Raw genomic sequence first — 24,877 nt, forward strand, 5'->3', positions numbered from 1 at the left:
TGCTTACTCCTATTTCTTTGCCATACTTACGAAATGATTGGTGATGGGGTTAAGCATGTTAGCAAAATACTTCTGTGGATTATTGGTGTTAGTTTCTGTGCATGCATGGAGCTATACGAGTTCTGACGAGAGCCGATTTATTCCGGCTGATTCAGAGCTCTCTTTTATGCTGATTTATCCAGAGCTTACCCAAAGTATTTATCAAGACTCATCTCTTCCAATTTTGTGGGATTCGTCTGAACTTGTTAAGGCGTTTGAATTCCAGTTGTCGCTTCTCGAACAAGCGCAAATGGCCCCGCTTTTTGAACGACAACTTAAGCAAATCCGCCACTATCAAACTCGTGGGCAATGGCAAGAGTTGGACATCTTATTAACCGATACCTTTATTTATTACCTAAGCTACGTTGAGAATGCGCCACTTGCCGGTAAAGAGTGGTATTTCTCGGGCAAGCTGCATTCCAAGTTGCCTGCGCCTTCTCCACATATCCTGATGAGATTGAAAAGCAGTGTCACCAACGATTACTTATTAGAAATGGTATTGTCCTATGCGCCGCCTGTTGGGGATTTTGACCAATTCAAGGCGACCTACTCCGTGCTAGAAACTGCGTCTGAACTCAATATAGAGCGATACAGACAGAAAGGGTTGAAACGCTTAGGTGATGAGCTTTCAGACAAAACTATTCTTATTGAGCGCATTGCTTTGGTTGGTGTTGATACCTCGATGATCGCGGTCGATTTCCCTGTATTTGACCAAGATCTGCAAACAGCGATTAAGTCTTTTCAGCGAATGCACGGCCTTACAGACGATGGGATCATCGGGCCAGACACGATCAAATGGATCAATATGGGCTTTGATGATCGGTTGAGTTCTTTGGCTCTGAATGCAGAACGCGTTCGTTTGTGGCCAAGAGACAGAGACTCTCTCATCGTCGTCAATGTCCCTAGTTTTGATATGAAGTATTGGGAAGATGGTGAAGAGGTCTTTGAGTCCAAAGTGGTCGTGGGCAGAAAGTCGCGAAAAACACCGCTTTTAGAGATAAACCTAGATTCGGTTATCTTAAATCCTACTTGGAACGTGCCATGGAAAATCATGGTCAAAGACATCTTGCCTAAAGTAAAAGCGGACGAAAGCTACCTAGAGACACACAACTTTCAAGTGATTGATGGTTGGCGCACCATGGAAACCGTCGACACCACAGATATTGATTGGCAGACCATCAATTTCAATTCGTTCCCATATCGAATGCGTCAACAGGCGGGCTCACGTAATGCATTAGGTTTGTACAAGTTCAACACGCCCAACAAGCGAGCGATCTATCTGCACGATACGCCAAGTAAAGGCCTGTTTAATGATGACTTCCGTGCTTACAGTTCAGGTTGTATACGTGTCGAACATGCAGAGGAATTGGCTGAGTTGTTGTTTGCGACCAAGGTAAGGAAGGTACCGAACCAAAATAGCAACCTTGCTCCGAATACCAAGGTTCGTCTCAAGAAGCGAATTCCAGTGCATATCATCTATCAAACCGTGTTGTTTGAAGAAGGAGGCATACAATACCGCGGTGATATCTACCAATATGATAAAGAGGGCGGTTGATTGAAATATGGTCAAGAAAGGTGATCTTGACTGAAAAATGACAACCAAGCTTCTATTGATAAAATTATAATGAGTATCAATAACTAACCGTGCAAAGGTTACAAATACTAACGTTTTGCACGGTTTTTGTACGTTGACGCAGCAAATTCCATTATGTATCGTGCATTTTTCGTTCGATCTAATTGGTTTTTTTGCTGTATGTCTCAAAGTTTATTTTCACGCCGTCAGTTTCTGACTTACGCTGGTGGTACTGCTGTAGTCGCCTCTCTTACTCCTTCTATCGCTTTCGCTTCATACCCGGATCAACCAAGAACGATTAGCATGAACAATCTTCACACTGGTGAACGATTAGAGACTTGTTATTTCGATGGCACTAACTATGTTGGTGACGAGATGGCACGCCTTAGCAAACTGTGCCGTGACTTCCGCCGCAATGAGATTCATCCAATGGATAAGAACCTGTTTGATCAGATCACTCAGATTCAAAATGTACTGGGTATTCAAAAAGAAGTTCAAATCATCTCTGGTTACCGTTCTCCAGCGACCAATGAAGCATTGCGCTCAAAGTCGAGTGGCGTAGCCAAGAAGAGCTACCACATGTTAGGTAAAGCGATCGATTTCCGTATTGATGGCGTTAACCTAAAAGAATTAAGAGACGTTGCTAAAAGCTTGAATGCGGGTGGTGTCGGTTATTATGCACGTAGCAACTTTATCCATATTGATACAGGTCCAGCACGCAGTTGGTAGCGTTAAGCTGAATTTACGAGCGAATGCTAGGTACTTGTCAAAGTAGACATCCAATGTCATAGTTTGCCCAAATTTCAGTTTGCCCTCTAAGGTTTGTATATGTCTCTTAAGTATCAAGTTGTCCCTGTTACCTCGTTCTCTCAAAACTGCTCAATTGTGTGGTGTGATGAGACAATGGAAGGCATCGTTGTCGATCCGGGCGGTGATGTTCAGCAACTGGCTGCTATCATCGAAGAGTTAGGTGTTAAAGTGGTGAATTTGGTATTGACTCACGGTCACCTAGACCATGTGGGCGGAACAGTACCGCTTGCTGAAATCTTGAACGTGAACATTGTTGGCCCACATAAAGCCGATAACTTTTGGCTTCAAGGCCTAGAGAATCAAAGCCAGATGTTCGGCTTCCCACTGTGTAAAGCCTTTGAACCAAACACTTGGTTAGAAGAGGGCGACAAAGTGACTTTTGGTAACCAAGTTATCGATGTGATTCACACGCCGGGTCATACTCCGGGTCACGTCGTGCTATTCAGTGAGCAAGCGCGTATGGCGTTTGTTGGTGATGTTTTATTTAACGGTGCTATTGGTCGCACGGATTTCCCGCAAGGCGATTTCAACACGCTAATTGCTTCAATCAAGACTAAGCTTTGGCCGCTAGGCAGTGATGTAACATTCGTACCGGGTCATGGTCCTGAGTCAACGTTTGGCCGTGAGCGCGCATCAAATCCATTCGTTGCCGACGAGATGCCTATTTATTAATTAAATCTTTGATTTAATATAAGAACGATTGAAAATGAAGCTTAGCTTTTGTTATGGAAGCTAAGCTTTTTTATTGCGTGCGGTTTTACTTTTAAACCAGTTAATTTTAATCAGAAAGACGTTCGGCTGCCGCCAAGTAGCGTCGAGCCAGTCCAACAAACTCCTCCCCACTGATATTCAGATCATGGGTTGATATGAAAATGTCATACCCGTGGAAGCCTCTTTGATATTTCATCCTGTTCGCAAGCATCGCCTGTAATCCTGAATAATCTTTAATCACCGCGTTGTGATTATTTGCTTTATCGGATGAATCCGCATCCATTTGCGTTTGTTGAGTGCTGAAACTCACTTCGTCGGTATTCTTTGATTCTTTATATTGGCTTAATTCCACACACCCGTTTTCGGTACAACGAGTGTGGTAGTGCGATGAGTCTAAAACCATATCTTCAAAGTTCGATTCTTTACCCGCTTGCTTCGCTCCCAAGTACAAAAGTGCTCGTTGGCTGAGCAGTAATTCACAAGTGATTTTAGGGCAAATCGAATCGAGGTAGGGCGAGTAATCTTTAACCTTGATACCAATCCAAGGAAGAGGTTGGTGCCATCCCTCTTGCTCATAGGTACAAAGCCCAATCTTTTGGATGTTATTCCATTTTAAAACCCACCCGCCTTTATAAAAATGCTGCTGAAAATGAGTCGGTGTGAGGGTGAAGATCACTCTGCTGCGCAACATTAAATAATAGCCAGTTCCTAGTAGGGCAATAATGCAAAAAGCACCCACGATCAGTAACTTTGGGTTGTCACTGTAGAGCGCAACGATCAAGCAAACGAAGCCTAAAATGATGGCGAGAATACGATACGAACGTTTGAATGAAGGCAAAGAGAAATTTGTAAGGTGACGAGTGTCCATAGGCAACACCAAATTTTCATATTTTTGTCTGGATGGATAACCAGTGTATATGACCCTGAATTGATAAGTCGATGATTAAATAATAGACGCTAGTAGACAATATCGGTATTTTTCGTCGACTTTCGACGCTTCACTCTACAAATAGCTCCGGTTTTTTGGTATAAATCGCGCTTCAAATTTTCACCACTGCGAAAAGAGCAGTGAACTGGAGAAATATTCAATGAGACTTGCTCATAAGCGTAAGGTGCAGGCTAAACTGCAGAAACGCACTAAAGCGGCTGTAGTTAAAGCAGTGGCAACGCCGAAAAAAGCGAAGCCTGTCGCAGAGAAAGTTGTAGCAGAAAAAACTGTAGCAGCAAAACCAGCGGTAGAGAAAGCAGTAGCAGCAACTAAAGAAGTTGCAGTAGCACTGACTCCTAAGCAACAACAAGTTCTAGACATCGTTGTTAGCAATGCTGAAGGCATTAACCCTAAAGGTATCGGCCTAGCAGCTGGTCAAGAAGACGCGAAAGCAGCTTCATGGGCAACAGGCGCATTGAAAAAACTTCTTGAAGAAAACCTAGTAGCGAAAGAGCAACTTGCAGGTAACAAGGTTATCTACAAAGCTATGTAATCCCGCGGGATGACATTCGCTTCGTTAAAGTTTTTAAGCCTCGATTATCGAGGCTTTTTTGTATCTGGCGGATCATGCTAACCCTAACCCTAACCCTAACCCTAACCCTAACCCTAACCCTAATCCTAGCCCCATACGCATATTCAAACCTAGCCCCAGAAGCCTTTTCCCAATCGGCTGGCCCCTTCCGTTATTCACCTGTCTTTCGCGTGTCCCATGTTTCGAATCAGTAGGCACCAAAGTAGGACGTCTAATTCTCTGAAACTTTGATTTATATGGATGAGTGCATTTAAGTGCGTATTCGATGTGTGGCGAGAATAGAGCTTCCTCACGAAATGGAAATCAATTGTTAATGCAGTTTCACTATAACTACTTAGGTATTTATCAATACTAATTGCCCTAGTGAATCTCCCAGAACCTTTAAAATCGATATCGCTAAATTATCTCCTACGTAGTTCTACGTAATCCTTTGGTCTAATACGCAGTTTATGTGAGTCCGTCGTGCGTGCTCTCCCTGATATCTTGTTGCTACATCACGGTGCACTCTTATGTTGAATCATAAAAAATGCTCATAGAAAGAGTGTTAACCCAACAAAGGACGTGAATATGAGTCTCATTTCTAACTCCCTCACACGAGTTTTTAAAAACGTTGCAGTTACTGCAGCGGCTTGTTTAGCTTTGGTCGCTACTGGTGCAACTGCTGCTGATAAGGTTTATCGCTTGAAGCTTGCTGAAACATGGGGACCAAACTTCCCTGTATTCGGTGACGCGACGAAGAACATGGCTGCGATGGCTGAGAAAATGTCGAACGGTCGACTGCAAATCAGAATCGATTCTGCGAACAAACACAAAGCACCGCTTGGCGTTTTTGACATGGTTAAGTCTGGTCAATACGACATGGGGCACTCAGGCTCTTACTACTGGAAAGGTAAAGTTCCAAACACGCTTTACTTCACTTCTATGCCTTTCGGTATGACGCCTGCTGAACAATATGCGTGGTTCTATCACGGTGGTGGTATGGAGTTGATGGAGCAGGTTTACTCTCCACATAATTTGATGTCGTTCCCAGGTGGTAATACGGATATCCAGATGGGCGGTTGGTTTCAAAAAGAGATCAACAGTGTGGAAGACCTACAAGGTCTGAAAATGCGTATCCCTGGCTTTGCTGGTGAGATTCTAGCGGAGCTAGGCGCTAAACCTACCAATATTGCCCCAGGTGAGCTTTACACGTCTCTAGAGCGTCGCACAATCGATGCACTAGAGTGGGTAGGCCCATCACTTGATCTGCGTATGGGCTTCCACAAGATCGCGCCTTACTACTACACAGGTTGGCATGAGCCGGGTTCAGAGCTTCAATTTCTAGTGAACAAGCGTACATGGAACAAGCTTCCTGAAGACCTACAAGAAATCTTGCGTGTTGCAATGCGTACAGCGGCTTACGACATGTACACACAAGCAACGCACGAAAGTGGCAAGAACTGGGTTTCAATGAAAACAGAATACCCAGACGTACAAGTTAAAGATTTCCCGCCAGAAGTAATGTCGGCGCTGAAAGAAGCGAACGATCGCCTACTTGCTGCACATGCTGAGAAAGATGAGCTGGCGAAAGAGATCCAAGCTTCACAAGCAAGCTACCTAGAGCAAGTGCGCTCATGGACGGATATTTCACACAGAGCTTATTTAAATAGCCAAGCGAAATAATCGACAGTTTTTGAACTGAAGCTAAATGAACCCAAAGCTTTTCTTATTGAGTATTTAAGAGTGAATAAGCTGAGGGTTCATTTAAAACATAATAATTAAATGCCCAAGAACCCTTTCTACGTCGTGCCTATTGCTATCTATAGACTGAATTGTTTTTAGTTGGGTTAGCTGTGCTGCGCGATGTCTTTTCAAATTCCATGGAGTCGGGAATGCGAAGTCTAATTTATATTGAACGCCTATTTAATCGTATCGGTGATGCACTGGGATGGCTTTCCAGTATGTTGTTTATCCTTCTTGTTGCGAACGTTGTGTATGACGTTGTCATGAGATATGCCTTCAACGATGTCTCTATCGCTTTCCAAGAGATGGAGTGGCACCTCTTCTCAGCCGTTTTCCTATTAGGTGTTCCTTATGCCATCAAGGCTGGTGGTCATGTGCGAGTGGATGTGTTCTATGAGCAACTGAGCTTCAAGGCACAAGCGATTATTGACCTGCTCGGCACACTGATCTTTCTGATGCCTTTTTGTTTGCTGGTTGCTTGGTTTGGTATTGATGTGGCCAAAGAGAGCTATAACCTCGGCGAAACCTCAGGTGACCCGGGTGGCTTGCCATATCGCTGGATCATCAAAGCTATGATCCCGCTGTCATTCTTCTTAATGGCACTCAGCGGAGTCGGTTTGATCCTGCACTCGTTGAACAAAATTTTTAATCCCCATCTCATCCATGCAAATAACACGCATGCAAACAATATTCATACAAAGAATAAGTAGAGGCTGAACATGATTGGAATAGTAATGTTTTTCGTAGCCTTGTTTGCACTTTTACTAGGCTTCCCGGTGGCGTTTACCTTTGGTGGTATCGCGCTAATCTTTGGTGTTTGGGCGGAAGGCATCGAAATGTTTGCCTTCATGCCATATCGAATTCAATCAATCATGGAAAATACGGTGCTGATGGCCGTGCCATTGTTTGTTTTCATGGGACTTGTTCTACAAAAGACTAAGCTTGCTGAGCAGTTACTTGAGTCTATGGGACGACTGTTTGGTGGTGTACGAGGTGGTATCGCAATCTCGACAGTTCTCGTAGGTTCACTGCTTGCCGCTTCAACCGGTGTGGTAGGCGCTTCTGTGGTTGCAATGGGGCTTATCTCGTTGCCCGTCATGCTCAAGTACAACTACGACAAAGGCTTAGCCTGCGGCACCATCTGTGCGTCTGGTACGTTAGGGCAAATCATTCCGCCATCCATCGTCTTGATTCTATTGGGGGACGTATTGGGTGTTCCGGTAGGGGACTTGTTCCAAGCCGCGATTTGGCCGGGCGTGATGTTAGTGGGGGCTTATATCGTTTATATCTTAATATACGCGAAGCTTAACCCTGAAGCCGCTCAACCAATTGAGCGTGATGATTCCATCAGCCGTAAACAAGAAGTCATCAACGCTTTGAAAGCAATCATACCGCCACTCGCGCTGATTATTGTCGTATTGGGCTCTATCTTTGCGGGTGTTGCTACGCCGACAGAGTCTGCTGCTCTGGGTGGTGCGGGTGCGATGGTACTCGCTTTGCTCTACGGTCAGTTTAGTTGGTCGATGGTGTATGACGCCTCTAAAGAGACGGTCAAAGTAACGGCAATGGTATTTGCTATCTTGTTGGGTGCAACGGCATTCTCAATGGCGTTTACTTATACTGGCGGTGATGATCTGGTTGAAGAGTGGATGCTGCAGTTGCCGGGTGAGAAGTGGGGTTTCTTGATCATTACCATGTTGGTGATTTTGATTCTGGGTTTTTTCATCGACTTCGTAGAAATCTGTTTCATCATTGTGCCGATTATTGCGCCTGTTGCTGAACTGATGGGAATCAACATGACTTGGTTCGCAATCCTTATCGCGATGAACCTTCAAACCTCATTCTTGACGCCACCGTTTGGCTTCAGTTTGTTCTATCTAAAAGGGGTGGCACCAAAAGGTGTGACTACCAAGGATATCTACCGAGGCGTGATGCCTTTCATTTTGATTCAAATCCTCGTACTTGGATCACTTCTCGCTTTCCCATCTTTCTATGGAATGTGAGTGAAGCCTAGAATGTGAATGATATGTTTCAACGACTATCCATAAATTGATAAAGTAAAACGGCTTATTGATGTTCAATAAGCCGTTTTTTGTGAGGAAAAGGAATGCCTCTAAAAGTTAAGCTGATTTTGCTGACGCTACTCCCGTTGCTGATTGTAACGGCGAGCATTAGTTGGATCTCGTTACACCAAACTAAGACGTTGGGTGAGAAAGAGGTCGAAATCTTCCGAGACAGCTTAATTAAGTCGCGTGAAAACGCCCTCAAAGACACTGTTGATCTCGCATTTGATGCCATCGAACATATCTACAATGATCCCGATATCCAAGAAGCACAAGCCAAAAGAGAAGTTCGAACCATATTGTCTAAACTAAGGTATGGCTCTGACGGTTACTTCTTTGCGTATGATCGCCACGGAACCAATTTGGTTCATCCAATCCAGCCAGAGTTGATAGGGCAAAACTTACTTCAACTGCAAGATGAAGATGGCGACTTTCTGATAGAAGCCTTGTTAAGAGAAGCACAATCAGGCGGAGGATTTCACCAATATTTGTGGCAAAAACCTTCGACAGGTGAGGTGGTATCGAAGCTGAGTTACGCCGCTTGGTTAGAGCGCTGGGACTGGATGATTGGCACCGGCTTGTATATTGAGGATGTGCATCAAGAAGTGGCCTCGATGCAGGCCGCAATTAACAAGAATATTGAAACCACGTTCTTTTCGATTGTGGTGATTCTGAGTGTGACGGTCGCGGTCATCATTGTACTGACGTTGGCCATTAACATGCATGAACATCGGATAGCGGATAACAACTTGAAGGAACTAGCTCATAAGACGGTGATGTTTCAAGAGGACGAAAAGAAGCATCTAGCGCGTGAGTTGCATGATGGTATTAACCAGTTATTAGTGTCGAGTCGCTGTCACTTAGAACTGCTCGGTAATAAGCTACAAAGCGAAGACCTTAAAGCGCATTTGAATAAGTCTCAGCATTCACTGATGCGGGCAATCGAAGAGGTGAGGCATATTTCGCATCAACTTCGACCAAGTTCATTGGATGATATCGGCTTAGAAGCGGCGTTGTCTTCGCTGTTATTAGACTTTCAGGCGCACTCGAGCATTGAAGTGGAAACCTTGTTTAATACGCAGCCGGGAAAGTTGAAATCAGAAGCTGCGACGACTTTATATCGAGTGGTGCAAGAGTCACTGAATAATATAGAGAAACACGCACAAGCGACCAAAGTAACGGTTATCGCACAGCAAATTGGAAATGTGTTGCAGTTGCTCATCCAAGACGATGGAGTCGGTTTCAATACCTATAAAGCAATGGAAAAGCGAGGTATTGGGTTACGTAACATGAGAGAACGGGTGGAGTTCATCGGTGGTGACTTTGAATTGATGAGTGAGGTTGGCTTTGGAACGGAAATTACAGTGTTACTGACACTAGAGGGATTAGTGAATGAGTGAAGTTATTCGAGTTGTGATTGCAGATGATCACCAAGTGGTACTGGATGGCTTTATGGCGAGATTAGAACTCGAGCCTGATATTAGCGTGATAGGTACAGCCAGCAATGGATTAGAAGCCGTTGAAATGGTTAAAGACCTGCGCCCTGATGTAGTGTTGATGGATATCAGCATGCCTATCATGAATGGTATTGATGCCACTCACCTGATTAAAGAGGAAGATCCTCAAGCTAAGGTGCTGATGCTGACCATGCATAACAACCGTGAATACATCATGAAGGTGATGCAATCGGGTGCTGTCGGCTATATGTTGAAAGAAATTTCGGCTGAAAAAATGGTGCAGGCAATCAAGACGGTCAATCAAGGCTCAACCTATTTCTGTGAAAAAGTGACTCAGAACTTGTTTACTCAGCCTATTACTCCCACACAATCTGTGAAGAACCCATTGAGTAGGCGTGAGGAAGCTGTGTTGAAATTAGTGGCTAAAGGGGAGAGCAGTAAAGAGATCGCGAAGGGATTAAATATCAGTTACCGAACGGTTGAAACCCATAGACAAAATATCAAGCATAAGCTCGACATTCACTCTACGGCAGAGCTTGCCAAGTATGCTGTTAGCTCTGGGCTTGTTGAGTGATGTTACGCTAAATTACAGTGAATGTGTAATTTAATTACCAAATGTGCCGTTTACACCCGTTTTTTGATGGTTTTTTTAGTATTTTTGCGACGAGTTGTTATTCTTCCTTTCGAAATTTAAGTGCCAAATGCAATGTTGCAAATTGTGCGCTACTAATTAGAGAGGATGCATGGAGCCTGTAAAGGATAGGTATAGTATTGATAATACTGATTATACCGTAGGACAAGATAATGTTCAGAAATGGGGTTTTGATGTTCATAACCCTGTATTTGGAATCAGCGCTGGGGCAATAATTGCTTTCCTGATTGCGCTTTTGGTTGCAGAACCTGAAACAGCTAAAGCGGCACTTGATGGCGTTAAGTGGAAAGTCATCGGTAACTTTGATGGTTTCTTTATGTGGGCTGCGAACCTTTTCGTATTTTTCTGTTTTGTCCTCATTATCTCCCCGTATGGCAAGATACGTATAGGTGGCGATGATGCTAAAGCAGAGCACTCTAATCTATCATGGATGTCGATGTTATTCGCCGCAGGTATGGGTATTGGCCTCATGTTCTGGGGTGTGGCAGAGCCCGTTGCTTACTTTACCGGTTGGTATGAAACACCGCTCGGTGTTGAAGCGTATTCTCCCGAAGCGGCTAAGTTGGCACTCGGTGCAACCATCTACAACTGGGGCTTGCACGGTTGGGCAATCTACGCCGTTGTTGCTTTGTCTCTTGCCTTCTTTACTTTCAATAAAGGCTTACCGCTTTCTATTCGCTCAATCTTTTACCCGCTACTCGGTGACAGAACTTGGGGGTGGTTTGGTCATATCGTTGACATTGTCGCAGTACTTGCAACATTGTTTGGCCTTGCAACATCACTTGGCCTAGGTGCACAGCAAGCCGCAAGCGGTATTAACCATGTATTTGGTACCGATGGCGGTATTGGTATGCAGCTTATTGTTATTGCAGTGGTAACACTGTTGGCAACAATGTCGGTGATTCGCGGTATTAACGGTGGTGTTAAGGTTCTCAGCAACGTCAACATGGTTGTTGCATTAGGCTTGCTGATCTTCGTAACTATCGCGGGTGGCATGGCGGGTATTAAGGCGATACCAACCGCGCTAATGGGCTACATTGAGAACTTTATTCCTCTTAGCAACCCTCATGGTCGTGATGATGAAACATGGATGCAAGGTTGGACGGTATTTTACTGGGCTTGGTGGATTTCATGGTCACCATTCGTAGGCATGTTCATCGCTCGTATCTCTAAAGGTCGTACAATTCGTGAATTTATCGTTGCAGTCTTATTTATCCCGACGTCTGTCATTATCATTTGGATGGCTATTTTCGGTGGTATTGCGATTGACCAGGTGGCGAATAAAGTGGGTGAGATTGGTATAAATGGTCTGCAAGATATTACACTTTCTCTATTCCACACTTATGATGCGTTACCAATGAGCTCAGTGCTTTCAGTGGTATCGATTGGTTTGATTATGGTGTTCTTCATCACTTCATCAGACTCAGGTTCATTGGTTATTGATAGCATTACTTCTGGCGGAAAAGTCGATGCACCTGTTCCACAGCGTGTATTTTGGGCATTGATGGGCGGCGCGATTGCGGCGGTTCTACTGTGGGTTGGTGGTACTGAATCTATTCAGGCATTACAAGCTGGAACAGTCTCAATGGCACTACCATTTGCCTTCATATTATTGCTTATGTGCCTAAGTTTGTTTCTTGGTTTACGTACAGAGAATCAATTGGTTAAGCAGCAAAGTGCTTTGAGCTAAAAGTATTTTTTCAAATAGAGGCCGACTTAGTCGGCCTTTTTTTCGCCGTAAACATAAGTGATTATCTATATTTTGTTTGAAAATCCATCGAACTGATTCTAGTTTACTGAAAACAATAAGTTAACCTGCTAAACTTCAGACATCCAAGTATTTGAATTATTGTGACAACAGCTTGTACTACTTGGATCGTATGTTCGAGTTTGTGATTCAGTCACAGGAAAGTAAGGGATATGAGGTCAACAGACCTTATAAGTATTCCGTAGAGAGGAATAATGACTAAAGGTATAGATAAATACAGTATCGACAGTACGGATTACACTGTTGGTCAAGATAACGTCCAAAAATGGGGTTTTGACGTTCATAACCCAGTGTTTGGTATCAGTGCGGGACTCATCACTTTGTTCTTGATCGGTGTGCTGCTTACAGATACCGCTTCAGCAAAGTCAGCATTGGATGGTGTTAAATGGCAAATTATCAATTCATTTGATTGGTTGTTCATTTGGTCCGGTAATATTTTCGTTATTTTTTGCTTGGGCTTGATTGTTTCTCCGTTTGGTAAAATCCGCCTTGGTGGTGTTGATGCAACGGCAGATTACTCATTCATGTCTTGGTTATCGATGCTGTTTGCTGCAGGTATGGGTATTGGCTTGATGTTCTGGAGTGTCGCAGAACCTGCGGCTTACTACACAGGTTGGTATGAAACGCCACTTGGCGTAGAGGCAAATACACCAGAAGCTGCAAAACTAGCACTCGGTGCAACCATGTATCACTGGGGGCTTCACCCTTGGGCTATTTATGGTGTTGTGGCGCTTTCACTGGCTTTCTTCTCTTACAACAAGGGATTACCGCTTTCAATTCGTTCTATCTTCTACCCAATTTTAGGTGATAGAGCGTGGGGCTGGGCTGGTCACATCGTTGATATTCTTGCTGTACTTGCAACCCTGTTTGGTTTGGCGACATCGCTTGGCCTTGGTGCGCAGCAAGCCGCAAGTGGTATTCAGCATGTATTCGGCATTGAGGCAGGCTTAGGGTTACAAGTCATTGTTATTACCGTAGTAACTTTGCTAGCGGTCGTATCCGTACTTCGTGGTATTGATGGTGGCGTTAAAGTTATCAGTAACATCAACATGTTGGTTGCTTTCCTACTGCTTATCCTAGTAGCTCTAATCGGCTACGCAGTGACTCTAGGTTCAATCCCTACAACATTGATGGCATACATCGAGAACATCATTCCGTTGAGCAACCCTCACGGTCGTGAAGATGAAGCTTGGTTACATGGTTGGACTGTATTCTACTGGGCCTGGTGGATCTCATGGTCTCCATTTGTCGGTATGTTTATCGCGCGTGTTTCTAAAGGTCGTACTGTTCGTGAGTTCATTACAGCGGTACTGATTGTTCCAACGACAGTGACTATCATTTGGATGTCAGTGTTCGGTGGTATGGCAATTGATCAAATCGTGAATAAGGTTGGTACCCTAGGTCAAAATGGCTTAACTGATGTATCACTGGCAATGTTCCAAATGTTTGATGTATTGCCGTTTGGTACTCTGCTTTCAATCATTGCGGTTGTATTGGTTCTCGTATTCTTTATTACATCGTCTGACTCGGGCTCTTTAGTCATCGACAGTATTACCGCTGGTGGTAAAGTTGATACGCCAGTGCCTCAACGCGTATTCTGGGCGTTCCTTGAAGGTGCGATTGCAGTAGCTCTATTGTGGGTTGGCGGTACTGAAGCCGTTCAAGCTCTGCAAGCGGGTGCAATCTCAACAGCATTGCCATTCACCATCATTCTATTGTTGATGTGTGTGAGCCTACTAATGGGTATGCGAACAGAGAAAAGATAGACTACCTACTATTCGATTTTTCATCTTTTTGATGTCGAATACAAAGTAAAACAAAAGGCAGAAGAGGAAACTCTCCTGCCTTTTTTTATCCATTTTACAGCCTGTAAAACTGTATATATCGTAGAAATCGTCGTTGAAATGGCGCCTTGAATTTGGCGAAAAGCCAAGTAATTGGCGAAAGCTAAGTTTTTGGTTTTATTGCAAATATAATGTGATGTAAAACTGTGAAATAGCTCGAATCGTTTGCTTAAATTGGGTAGTATTCGCTAGATTATCCACTACTCGTGAAACTTTGACATGAAACTAACACTTAAGCAGAAGTTAATAGGTGCTAGCCTATCTGCTGTTGTCGTTATGGCAACAGCGTTAACTTGGTTATCAGCAAACCAATTATTTGAACAGACTCGTAACGGCGTATACCTGCGAGCTGAAAGCGTATCAGAAGCAGCATCTGAAGGTATTAAAAACTGGATTGATATCCGCACCGATATCGCATCAGCATTTAATGACTTTTCACGAGAGGATGATGTTGTTCCTTTCCTTAAGCAAGCTCGTGTAGCGGGTGGCTTTGACGATATCTTTTTAGGTACTCCAGAAGGCGGAATGTACCGTTCACATCCTGAACGTAATCGCGCCGGTTACGATCCTCGTCAACGCCCTTGGTACCAGGAAGCAAACGCAGCCGGTAAGCAAATTATTACAACCGCTTATCAAGATGCGATTACCCAAGCGCTTCTAGTTACGATTGCTGAACCTGTTCGTCATAACGGTAAGCTTGTTGGTGTTGTTGGTGCGGATGTACTTATTGATCAACTAGTCAACGATGTTATCAGCTTAGATGTTGGTGACAACGCTTACGCAATGCTCATTGATGCCTCTGACGGCACATTCCTAGCACACCCAGACTCAGCACTGAGCCTTAAGCCTGTAAGCCAGCTTTCAAACGACATTTCTATGCCTATCATCGAAAACGCAGTGCGTACGGGTAGCATCGAGATCATCAAAGAGCGCGGTGCTGAGAAGCTTCTTTACTTCACTAATGTGCCTAATACGAACTGGATTTTTGCAGTTCAGATGGACAAAGCAACAGAAGAAGCGAATCACTCAACACTACTTACTCAGTTGATCACAACGGCGGTCATTATTACGTTAATCGTAATCGTATTAGTGTCCTGGTTAGTGAGCTTCCTATTCCGTGATTTGAACCGTGTTTCAGCGGCACTTGAAGAAATTGCTTCAGGTGAGGGCGACCTTACACAACGTCTTGAGCCTAAGAGCGATGACGAAATTGGTAAGCTTGCTGAAAACTTTAACCGTTTTGTAGGCAACATGCACACCATGGTGATCAAGCTAAGCGAAGTATCTGCTGCGCTAGGTAACCAAGCACGTCAAACGGCTTCTCAAGCTGAAGAGCGTAGTGCTCGCATTCAGATGCAACAAGACGAAATCAATATGGTAGCAACAGCCGTGAACGAAATGGCTGCAGCAACACAAGAGATTGCGGGTAATGCTGATCAAACTGCACAGAATTCATCTGAAGCTGTTGGCGCGTGTGAGCACGGTACGGGTCAAGTTACACAGACTCAAAGCTCAATCCAAAACCTTGCACAAGAAGTTCAAGTTGCAACGAACGTGATTCTTGAGCTTGAAGAGCACGGCAATAGCATCAACGCTATCTTGTCCAATATCCAAGGCATTGCTGAACAAACTAACTTACTTGCACTTAACGCAGCGATTGAAGCTGCCCGTGCTGGCGAACAAGGTCGCGGTTTTGCGGTTGTTGCTGATGAAGTGAGAGTTTTGAGCCAACGTACACACGGTTCAACTCAAGAAATTCAACAAACGATTGAATTACTGCAAGGTACAACGGGCAAAGCGGTAAGTATCATGAACGATAGCCGAACGCTTGCTGAAACCAGTGTTGATGACTCAAACTCAGCGGCCGCTAGCTTAACGCAAATTCATGCTGCTGTTGAACGTATCAGTGATATGGCGACTCAAATCGCTTCTGCTGCAGAAGAGCAAGCGTCAGTAACGTCTGAGATTACTCGTAACACTGAAGGAATCCGTGACGTATCTAACGAGCTAGCAGGTGAAGCGCACCAAGCTGCAGAACAAGCTGCTCAGCTTTCTGAACTGTCTAATGAACTAGAAAATGAAATCAGCCGTTTTAAGCTGTAATTATAGATAGATAGATAGATAGATAGATAGAAGCCCCAACTTAGGTTGGGGCTTTTTTATGTTCGCTTTTTAGAAGAAGCAAAATGTCGTGATCTAATCATGCTGGGCTATTGTTTATTGAAGGTTAAACAGCCCGAGCGTGACACCGAATATGTTTTATTATGGCCTCTAAGCCTTGACTCCGACTGGCGCTAAGCTGAGATTTTAGGTCTAGCTGGCGGAACCAGTCTTTAATATCGAATTCTAGAACGCTCGCGGGTTGTTGGTTGTTATAGGCGATCAACACCAACGCCAGCAAACCTTTAACTAATGAAGAATCGCTGGTCGCTTGTATCGACATTTTATTCTGTTGACCGATGGAAAGATCTAGCCATACATTACTTTGGCAGCCTGCGATAAGATGTGTTTTATTCATCTTTGTCACAGGGAAGGGCTCTAATCGGTCCCCCAATTCTATCAAATACATATAACGTTCTTCCCAGTCAGCGCATCGCTCGAAGTTTTTCTGGAGCTTTTCAGGGGACATAAGCTACCTTAACAGTTGGTGGATTCGTTTTAGTGACTGGCACAAGGCATCTATGTCTTTGGGCCTTGTGTACATGCCAATCGATGCGCGACACAGCGAGTTCTGACCGAGTCGTTTTATAAGGGGCATTGCGCAGAGATGTCCGGTACGAATCGCAATACCATATCTATCTAAGAATGAACCCACATCAAAAGAGTGTTGGTTTTTCATATTAAAGGCCAAAACGCCGGTGCGGTTATCATCGTCGCCATAGAGCTCTATTGCTGGTACCTGTCTAATGCTCTCCACCAAATAATTCATTATATTTTTTTCATAGCCAGAGATCTCTTTGAAGCCGATAGCTTCAATGTAGTCTAGAGCGGCGCCTAAACCTAAAATGCCGGCAATATTCGGAGTACCTGCTTCGAACTTCCATGGCGCTTGGCCAAACGAGGTTCCCAAAGGCAGGGTCACTTGATCGATCATGGCTCCGCCGCCTTCCCATGGCACCATGTTGTCGAGATGTGTTTTTTTTGCATAAAGCACGCCGATGCCTGTCGGGCCATACAGTTTGTGCCCAGAGAAGGCGTAGAAATCACAATCGAGGTCCGTCACATTGACTTCATCGTGCATGACAGCTTGAGCACCGTCTACTAACACGGGAACTTTTGCTTTATGTGCAGCTTTGACTATCGTTTTAATTGGGTTTATGCGACCTAGAACATTCGATACGTGGCTAATCGCCAGCAGTTTTGTCTTTGTATTCATTAACGAAACAAGGTCGTTGGGATTCAAATAGCCATTTTTTGCCATTGGCCAAACACGAATGTCGACATTATAAATTTCAGAAAGCATCTGCCAGGGAACAAGGTTGGCGTGATGCTCCATTTCCGTCACGATGATTTCGTCACCCGCTTTTAACCTAGGGCGTAAATAGCTATTAGCAACGAGATTGATGGCCTCTGTCGTCCCTTTGGTGAAAACAATACTTTCTCGGGATTTAGCTGAAATGAACTGAGCAAGTTTTTCTCTTACTTGTTCCATTTCTTCGGTTGCTTTAGAGCTTAGGTAATGGACACCGCGATGAACACTCGCATAATCATGTTGATAAAACTGAGTCATGCGGTCGATAACGACTTGAGGGGTTTGGGCCGTTGCAGCACTGTCTAAATAGACCAAAGGCTTGTCGTAAACTTGAGTTCTTAGAGCTGGGAAGTCATTAAACCAAGGGCTTGTATTTTCGCTCGAATCAATCATTTGGACATCCTTTATTGAGTGACGCATTGATTTTATCTATCGCAGATTGTCTTAGGGCGGGGGGGTTAATTCTCTCGGTAACGCCAATGACAAACGCAGAGGTAATCATGTGCTCGGCTCGTTCTTTTGGGATACCTCTAGAGCGTAAGTAGTTGATTTGGTTTGGGTCGATTTGCCCTGTTGTTGCACCATGGCTGCATTTGACATCATCGGCATAAATCTCTAATTGAGGTTTAGAGTTTACTTGGGCGTCATCGCCTAGAATCAGACTGTGGGTGTCCATTTGCCCGTCTGTTTTTTGCGCAGCAGGGTCAACATAGATCATGCCGTCGAAAACAGACTTAGATTGGTTTCGAGCGATGGTTTTATGATTTTGTTCACTTTGGCAGTGAGGAGAGTTGTGCTTCAAATAGGTGCGAGTATCAAAAACTGCCTTACCTTGAGGTAGGGAAATACTGTCCATAGCGACAAAACCTTGTTCGCCAGTCAGTTCTGAACTTACTTGATGTCGTATCAATTGGCCGGAGTAGAGCAAGCAACAAGAGTAGGCGCTAGCATGCGCATTAACTATCAAATCGTTGTGACCGAAGTGATGTTGACTTAAGGCCTCTTCGACAATTTTAGTGTGATGATAGTGAGCACCACAACCAACGTGTTGTGTTAAGCGAGATAATGTTACGCCTCTACCACTACCTTGTGAAACATGGTGTTCGATGACGGTGACTTCCGCATGATCTGCGACTTCAATATGGCTTCTGTAGCTTGATACATCACCTTGTTTTTCGGAATTGATATGCAAAAGATAAATCGGTTTCGATACCTGCGTATTCGCTTCGACTTCGATTAATATGCCACTTGAAGCGGTAGCATCAGTAATATAGGTAAAAGCGTCTGGCTTTATTGAATGAGATAGCTCATCGATTTCAATTGGAGAGAGCGCGCAGATGGGAGTCACTCGAACTTTTGGAATCCAGTCGGAGTATCGAGTTAAAAAGAAGCCGTCGACGAAGACTAATCGATAAGCATCAATGTCTAAACTGAATTTGTTGTATGGCGTGTTAGCTGTCGACTGCTGTGGTGCGCTGCTTAGCTCTAGTTCGTTTAATCGGTCAAGAGACGTGTATTTCCAGTCCTCATGTTGAGGGGACGGTAGCTCGAGTCCAAGCAATTTAGACCATTGTTTTTTTTGCCACTCATGCGGTCGAACAAGGGTTTCAAATGAATCAAGCAATGAATGTTTATTGTTCATCAATGATCCACCCATAGCCTTTCTCTTCTAATTCTTGAGCTAACGTATGGTCACCAGATTTTACAATTTTCCCTTGGTACAACACGTGCACGAAATCTGGTTTGATGTAATTGAGGATACGTTGATAGTGCGTGACTAAAATGAAAGCTCGTTTTTCATTCTGTAGCGCGTTTACACCTTCAGAGACGGCTTTAAGAGCATCAATATCTAGACCGGAGTCGGTCTCGTCTAGTATACAAAGATCAGGTGAGAGCACCGCCATTTGTAGAATGTCATTGCGCTTTTTCTCTCCACCAGAGAATCCCTCATTGACAGAGCGTTGGAGTAAATTTTCCGGCATCTTCAACAATTGCGCTTTTTCTTCCAATAGATCTTCAAAGTCAAAACGATCGATCGGTTCTAAGCCTCGATATTCACGAACCTCGTTGAGAGCTGTATTTAGAAAGAGTTTGTTACTGACACCTGGAATTTCGACAGGGTACTGAAAGGCTAAAAATACCCCTTCACCGGCTCTTTCTTCTGGATCTAGCTCTGTAAGATCTTGACCTTTGAAAACAATCTCACCACTGACGATCTCGTAATCATCCTTGCCTGCCAGTGTGGCGGATAGGGTACTTTTTCCTGACCCATTCGGTCCCATAATTGCGTGAACTTCACCAGGTTTAACGGTTAGGTTAATACCTTTTAGGATAGTATTTTCTTCAACGCTAACATGTAAGTTTTTAATTTCTAACATTTTATCCCACACTATGCTCGAGGCTGATTGATAGAAGTTTCTGCGCTTCAACAGCGAATTCGAGTGGTAATTCTGAAAATACGTCTTTACAAAAACCATTGACGATCATGGATATCGCGTTGTCTTCACTGATCCCTCTTTGGGTGCAGTAAAACAGTTGATCTTGGCCAATTCGAGAGGTCGTCGCTTCGTGTTCAACGTGCGCAGACGGGTTTTTGACTTCGATATAAGGAAAAGTGTGAGCCCCACATTCAGCGCCGATTAACATTGAATCGCACTGAGTGAAGTTTCTCGCACCTTCTGCGTTAGGGGTGACCTTAACCAGCCCTCGGTAACTGTTCTGGCTTTTTCCTGCTGAAATCCCTTTTGAAATGATGGTAGAGCGAGAGTGTTTTCCTATATGAACCATCTTAGTGCCGGTATCGGCTTGTTGAACGCCATTCGTTAAAGCGACGGAGAAAAACTCACCAACAGAGTAGTCTCCTTTGAGAATTACGCTTGGGTACTTCCACGTTATCGCAGAACCTGTTTCTGATTGAGTCCAAGACATTTTGCTGTACTCGCCTTCGCAAACCGCACGTTTGGTTACGAAGTTGAGTATGCCGCCTTGTGAATCCTCTGCTCCTGAGAACCAGTTTTGCACAGTGGAATATTTAACTTCAGCACGCTTGTGAATGATGACTTCTACGACGGCGGCGTGAAGCTGATAGGTATCTCTCATCGGGGCAGAGCAACCTTCAATGTAGCTGACGTATGAGTCCTCATCAGCCACTAAAATTGTTCTTTCAAACTGGCCTGTTTTTGCTTGGTTTATTCGAAAGTAGGTAGAGAGTTCTCTTGGGCATCTCACACCTTTAGGGATGTAAACAAAAGTGCCGTCAGAGGCAACAGAGGCATTCAAAGCTGCAAAGAAGTTATCTTCAGGTGGAACAACGGTGCCTAAGTATTGCTGCACAAGTTCAGGGTATTCTTGGATTGCTTCGCTGAATGAACAGAAGATGATCCCGAGTTCTTTCAGTTCGTTTTGATAGGTAGTGGTGACGGAAACTGAATCGAAGATTGCATCAACAGCAATTTCTGAACCTTCCCTAACTGGAATCCCCAGTGTTTCAAAGGCTGTCTCGACTTCTTCGGTTAAAAATTCATTCGAGCCATCATCACTATCTTTGTCACAACTATCTTTGTCGCAGCTAGAACAACTTGGCGCGGAGTAGTAACTGTAATCTTGGTAATTTAGGTCTGGATAATCGGCTTTTAACCAATGCGGTTCCTCCATTGTTCGCCATTTACGGAATGCTTTGAGACGAAACTCCAGCATCCATTCGGGTTCGTTACGTTTTGCGGAGATTGCTCGAACGACTTGTTCGTTGATTCCCTTCGACAAAGTATCTGAAGATAACTCAGTGTAGAAACCTTCACGATAGTGACTGCTGTGCAGTAACTCTGTAACTTCAGGCTGCGTGTCAATTTCAGGTCGCGTTTCAGCGTCTGGTCGCATTTCAATTTTTGTTTGCGTTTCAACGTCAAGTAGCGTTTTAGCTTCAGACTGCGTTTCTAATGCGCACATGGTTAAACTCCAAAACTCTCGCCACATCCACAAAGGTTCTTCACTTTGGGATTATTGTATACAAAATTACTGTTTAAACCCTGACGCACAAAGTCGATCTCTGTGCCATCGATCATAGGTAGGGCTTTGAGTGCAATATAGAAAATGACGTCATGTGATTCGTACTTGATGTCGTCATCGGATGGCGAATCGATCAGCGCCACTTCATATGCAAAGCCCGTACAGCCAGAGGACTTAACCGTGAGGTGGAAGTGCTTTTGCCCATGTGATAACTGGGAAATTCTGTTTGCGGCACTTTCACTTAACGTAACGCCTTGCCACTCCATATCATGTATGGATATGTCATTAGAACCGGAACTCGAAATACTCACCTTACTGCTCCATATTTGACTGGTGACAATAGATGATATTGATTATCATTTGCATATCAACCATGTATTGTCTATGGTCTTTAGGTTGGGGATCAATATGTTGACAAAACATAAATCCCAAATACTATATGTGCCATTATTTATTAATAATGATTATCATTAAGATTTAATTGAGGTTGTATAATATGGATGTCATCGTTTATTCCAAGCCACAGTGTGTGCAATGCACAGCAACGGTTAAGGCGTTACAGAGCAAAGGTATTGAGCATACAGTTGTTGATTTAACGTGCGACGAAATCGCAATGGAAAGAGTTCAATCAATGGGTTATCGACAAGCTCCCGTGGTTGTCGCCAATGACCGCCATTGGTCCGGTTTTAGACCTGACATGATCAGCGCGTTAGGTTAATGATTGTTTACTATTCTAGCGCCTCAGGGAATACGAAGCGGTTTGTTGAACAGCTAGGATTACCTGCGATCAGGCTTCCTACTGAGGCCAATGAAAGGACGCTAGAGATTGAGCAACCATTCGTACTCATATGCCCGACTTATGCTGATGGTGAGGGGCGAGGAGCTGTGCCTAACTCCGTTATAAGTCTTTTGAATAACCCGAATAATCGAGCATTGATTAAAGGTGTGATTGCATCGGGAAATCGAAACTTTGGAGCTCTTTTTGCTCGCGGAGGTGCCATTGTCGCTGAAAAATGCAATGTGCCGCTGTTGTATCGTTTCGAACTATCTGGAACCCAGAGCGATATTGATATCGTGACAAATGGGTTAGAACAATTTTGGAAACATCATGGATAACCACTTTGAGAACGAGTCCCTTGACTACCATGCTTTAAACGCAATGTTGAATCTACTTGATGAACAAGGGACGATTCAGTTTGAGGCAGACAAGCAAGCGGCTCGACAGTTTTTCTTACAACACGTTAATCAAAATACCGTTTTCTTTCATAATTTAGACGAGAAGATCGACTATTTGCTTAGAGAGGGATATTACGAGGCTCAAGTTATTGAGCAATATGATCGCAGTTTTCTTCATCAAATCTGGGCAAACGCCTATCAAGCCAAATTTCGATTCCGAACGTTCTTAGGTGCTTATAAGTTTTTTACTTCCTATGCATTGAAAACTCGTGATGGTAAGCGATATTTAGAAAGGTTCGAAGACCGAGTGGTTATGACTGCACTGTTACTGGCTCGTGGTGACTGTGAATTTGCACTGGCACTAATGGAAGAAATCATTCATCAGCGCTTTCAACCGGCTACGCCCACTTTTATTAACTCCGGCAAAAATAGCCGTGGTGAATTGATCTCCTGCTTTTTGTTGAGAATTGAAGACAATATGGAGAGCATCGGTCGTGCGATTAACTCATCGTTGCAACTCTCACGTCGTGGCGGTGGTGTTGCTTTACTTCTGACGAATTTAAGAGAGCAAGGTGCGCCCATTAAGGGGATCTTAAATCAAAGTTCAGGTGTCGTCCCTGTGATGAAATTGCTTGAAGACAGTTTCTCGTATGCAAACCAATTGGGGTCTAGGCAAGGCGCGGGTGCTGTCTATCTTAATGTTCACCATCCAGACATCATGCAATTTCTTGATACGAAAAGAGAAAATGCCGATGAAAAAATCAGAATTAAGACCTTGAGCCTTGGTGTTGTCATTCCCGATATTACTCTGGAATTAGCCAAGCAAAACAAAGAGATGTACTTGTTTTCTCCTCATGATGTTGAGCGAGTGTATGGCGTACCTTTCTCTGAAATTTGCGTGACGGAGAAGTACCATGAAATGGTGGATGACCCGAGGATCCGCAAAGGGAAAATGAGTGCAAGAGGGCTTTTCCAAACGCTTGCCGAGATCCAATTTGAGTCGGGCTATCCATACATTATGTTCGAAGATACGGTTAATCAGGCTAACCCCATTCAGGGGCGTGTAAATATGTCTAACTTGTGTTCTGAAATATTGCAGGTCAACGAGGCGTCAAATTATGATGATGACTTGAACTATAGTCATGTCGGGCGAGATATTTCGTGCAATTTAGGCTCGATCAACATTGCCAAAGCCTTGGATGGAGGTCGACTATCTCAAACCGTTGACACCGCAATTCGAGCATTAAATGCAGTGTCAGAGATGAGCGCAATCAACAGTGTGCCTTCGATAAGAAAGGGCAACGATGAAAGTCATGCTATTGGTTTAGGTCAGATGAACTTGCATGGTTTTTTGGCTCGAGAACGCATTCACTATGATTCATCAGAGGCCATTGATTTCACCAGCAGTTATTTTGCCTGTGTTTTATATCACTGTCTCGTGGCTTCCAATAAGTTGGCACAAGAGAAAAAGAGTACGTTCAAAGGGTTCGAAGATTCTAGTTACAGTGATGGGTCTTTCTTCGACAAATATTTGCAGCAGGATTTCTCGCCAAAATTGGATGTGGTTAAAGATTTGTTTAGCCGTTTAGATATACGAATACCCACCGTATCTGAGTGGAGCGAATTGAAACAACTTGTCATGAGCTCAGGGCTATACAACCGATACTTACAGGCCATTCCTCCTACAGGCTCAATTAGCTATATCAACGACTCTACCGCTTCTATTCATCCCGTTACCGCTAAAGTGGAGATAAGAAAAGAGGGTAAAATTGGGCGAGTTTACTTCCCTGCGCCGTATTTGAATAACTCCAATTTAGAGTACTTCCGTGATGCCTTTTCCATAGGCCCTAAGGCAATAATCGATGTCTATGCAGCGGCCACCGAACATGTTGATCAAGGCCTTTCATTAACTTTGTTTTTTGACGATGAGGTAACGACGAGAGATATCAACAAAGCTCAGATCTACGCATGGAAAAAGAAAATTAAAACGCTTTACTACATCCGAATGCGACAGAAAGCATTAGAAGGTACTCAAGTTGAAGGGTGCGTGTCGTGCTCACTGTAA

The 24,877-nt window shown here is 44.0% G+C and carries 22 protein-coding genes; 15 read left to right on the forward strand and 7 right to left on the reverse strand.

All coding sequences use genetic code 11. The features are described 5' to 3' along the window. Positions 1-55: 55 nt before the first annotated feature. The 3 genes from ACED28_RS02085 to ACED28_RS02095 all read left to right on the forward strand — a co-directional run bounded on the left by ACED28_RS02085 (position 56) and on the right by ACED28_RS02095 (position 3,094). Positions 56-1,594 carry a murein L,D-transpeptidase gene (locus ACED28_RS02085; protein WP_371709177.1) on the forward strand — a complete coding sequence of 513 codons (1,539 nt, stop codon included), beginning with the start codon at positions 56-58 and terminating at the stop codon, positions 1,592-1,594. A gap of 198 nt (positions 1,595-1,792) precedes the next feature. Next, positions 1,793-2,341, forward strand: a complete 549-nt coding sequence (locus ACED28_RS02090; RefSeq protein ID WP_371709178.1) for a DUF882 domain-containing protein — start codon at positions 1,793-1,795, stop codon at positions 2,339-2,341. Positions 2,342-2,440: 99 nt separating this feature from the next. Further along, the gene (locus ACED28_RS02095; protein ID WP_029223976.1) at positions 2,441-3,094 is read left to right on the forward strand and encodes an MBL fold metallo-hydrolase; all 654 of its coding nucleotides are present in this window, start codon (positions 2,441-2,443) and stop codon (positions 3,092-3,094) included. A 106-nt stretch (positions 3,095-3,200) separates the two neighbouring features. Here ACED28_RS02095 and ACED28_RS02100 read toward each other — a convergent pair whose 3' ends face one another. Next, positions 3,201-4,001 carry a DUF2982 domain-containing protein gene (locus ACED28_RS02100; RefSeq protein ID WP_371709179.1) on the reverse strand — a complete coding sequence of 267 codons (801 nt, stop codon included), beginning with the start codon at positions 3,999-4,001 and terminating at the stop codon, positions 3,201-3,203. Between the two features lie 220 nt (positions 4,002-4,221). Between ACED28_RS02100 and ACED28_RS02105 the strand changes: the two genes are divergently transcribed. The 9 genes from ACED28_RS02105 (at position 4,222) to ACED28_RS02145 (ending at position 16,262) form a co-directional block, all read left to right on the forward strand. Further along, a complete protein-coding gene (locus tag ACED28_RS02105) occupies positions 4,222-4,614 on the forward strand; it encodes a hypothetical protein (RefSeq protein WP_012604302.1) in 393 nt (130 codons plus the stop codon). Between the two features lie 606 nt (positions 4,615-5,220). Then, a complete protein-coding gene (locus ACED28_RS02110) occupies positions 5,221-6,315 on the forward strand; it encodes a TRAP transporter substrate-binding protein (protein ID WP_017060957.1) in 1,095 nt (364 codons plus the stop codon). Between the two features lie 197 nt (positions 6,316-6,512). Continuing rightward, complete coding sequence (locus tag ACED28_RS02115; RefSeq protein WP_371709188.1) at positions 6,513-7,085, forward strand: TRAP transporter small permease subunit; 573 nt, start codon at positions 6,513-6,515, stop codon at positions 7,083-7,085. A 9-nt stretch (positions 7,086-7,094) separates the two neighbouring features. Then, complete coding sequence (locus ACED28_RS02120) at positions 7,095-8,378, forward strand: TRAP transporter large permease subunit (protein ID WP_371709180.1); 1,284 nt, start codon at positions 7,095-7,097, stop codon at positions 8,376-8,378. Between the two features lie 104 nt (positions 8,379-8,482). Next, positions 8,483-9,838, forward strand: a complete 1,356-nt coding sequence (locus ACED28_RS02125) for a cache domain-containing protein (protein WP_371707881.1) — start codon at positions 8,483-8,485, stop codon at positions 9,836-9,838. Next, the gene (locus ACED28_RS02130) at positions 9,831-10,469 is read left to right on the forward strand and encodes a response regulator transcription factor (protein WP_009847134.1); all 639 of its coding nucleotides are present in this window, start codon (positions 9,831-9,833) and stop codon (positions 10,467-10,469) included. The genes ACED28_RS02125 and ACED28_RS02130 overlap by 8 nt, the downstream gene beginning before the upstream one ends. Positions 10,470-10,638: 169 nt before the next feature. Further along, a complete protein-coding gene (locus ACED28_RS02135) occupies positions 10,639-12,237 on the forward strand; it encodes a BCCT family transporter (protein WP_012604297.1) in 1,599 nt (532 codons plus the stop codon). A 272-nt stretch (positions 12,238-12,509) separates the two neighbouring features. Then, positions 12,510-14,081, forward strand: coding sequence for a BCCT family transporter (locus ACED28_RS02140; protein ID WP_009847132.1), 1,572 nt, complete (start codon positions 12,510-12,512; stop codon positions 14,079-14,081). Between the two features lie 297 nt (positions 14,082-14,378). Then, the gene (locus ACED28_RS02145; protein ID WP_017101414.1) at positions 14,379-16,262 is read left to right on the forward strand and encodes a methyl-accepting chemotaxis protein; all 1,884 of its coding nucleotides are present in this window, start codon (positions 14,379-14,381) and stop codon (positions 16,260-16,262) included. 124 nt (positions 16,263-16,386) lie between these two features. On the opposite strand, the gene ACED28_RS02150 is transcribed toward ACED28_RS02145, so the two are convergent. From ACED28_RS02150 to ACED28_RS02175, 6 genes are all read right to left on the reverse strand, one after another. Continuing rightward, the gene (locus tag ACED28_RS02150; RefSeq protein WP_017101413.1) at positions 16,387-16,788 is read right to left on the reverse strand and encodes a SufE family protein; all 402 of its coding nucleotides are present in this window, start codon (positions 16,786-16,788) and stop codon (positions 16,387-16,389) included. Between the two features lie 3 nt (positions 16,789-16,791). Beyond that, positions 16,792-18,024, reverse strand: coding sequence for a SufS family cysteine desulfurase (locus ACED28_RS02155; protein ID WP_371709181.1), 1,233 nt, complete (start codon positions 18,022-18,024; stop codon positions 16,792-16,794). Continuing rightward, positions 18,017-19,273 carry a Fe-S cluster assembly protein SufD gene (gene sufD, locus ACED28_RS02160; RefSeq protein WP_371709182.1) on the reverse strand — a complete coding sequence of 419 codons (1,257 nt, stop codon included), beginning with the start codon at positions 19,271-19,273 and terminating at the stop codon, positions 18,017-18,019. The genes ACED28_RS02155 and sufD overlap by 8 nt, the downstream gene beginning before the upstream one ends. Next, entirely contained in the window at positions 19,263-20,009 is a 747-nt protein-coding gene (gene sufC, locus ACED28_RS02165) for a Fe-S cluster assembly ATPase SufC (protein ID WP_371709183.1), read from the reverse strand. The genes sufD and sufC overlap by 11 nt, the downstream gene beginning before the upstream one ends. A 1-nt stretch (position 20,010) precedes the next feature. Beyond that, on the reverse strand, positions 20,011-21,507 hold the full coding sequence (gene sufB / locus ACED28_RS02170) for a Fe-S cluster assembly protein SufB (RefSeq protein ID WP_371709189.1): 1,497 nt from the start codon (positions 21,505-21,507) through the stop codon (positions 20,011-20,013). 71 nt (positions 21,508-21,578) lie between these two features. Then, a complete protein-coding gene (locus ACED28_RS02175) occupies positions 21,579-21,947 on the reverse strand; it encodes an iron-sulfur cluster assembly accessory protein (RefSeq protein ID WP_009847125.1) in 369 nt (122 codons plus the stop codon). 185 nt (positions 21,948-22,132) lie between these two features. On the opposite strand from ACED28_RS02175, the gene nrdH reads away from it, so the two are divergent. Genes nrdH through nrdE form a run of 3 tightly spaced genes read left to right on the forward strand, consistent with a single transcriptional unit; the run spans position 22,133 to position 24,877 of the window. Further along, positions 22,133-22,354, forward strand: coding sequence for a glutaredoxin-like protein NrdH (nrdH, locus tag ACED28_RS02180; RefSeq protein ID WP_009847124.1), 222 nt, complete (start codon positions 22,133-22,135; stop codon positions 22,352-22,354). Continuing rightward, the gene (nrdI, locus tag ACED28_RS02185) at positions 22,354-22,752 is read left to right on the forward strand and encodes a class Ib ribonucleoside-diphosphate reductase assembly flavoprotein NrdI (protein WP_009847123.1); all 399 of its coding nucleotides are present in this window, start codon (positions 22,354-22,356) and stop codon (positions 22,750-22,752) included. The genes nrdH and nrdI overlap by 1 nt, the downstream gene beginning before the upstream one ends. Continuing rightward, the gene (gene nrdE, locus ACED28_RS02190) at positions 22,745-24,877 is read left to right on the forward strand and encodes a class 1b ribonucleoside-diphosphate reductase subunit alpha (RefSeq protein ID WP_371709184.1); all 2,133 of its coding nucleotides are present in this window, start codon (positions 22,745-22,747) and stop codon (positions 24,875-24,877) included. The genes nrdI and nrdE overlap by 8 nt, the downstream gene beginning before the upstream one ends.

The sequence above is a fragment of the Vibrio sp. 1F253 genome, from assembly GCF_041439295.1.
Lineage (GTDB): Bacteria > Pseudomonadota > Gammaproteobacteria > Enterobacterales > Vibrionaceae > Vibrio > Vibrio tasmaniensis_A.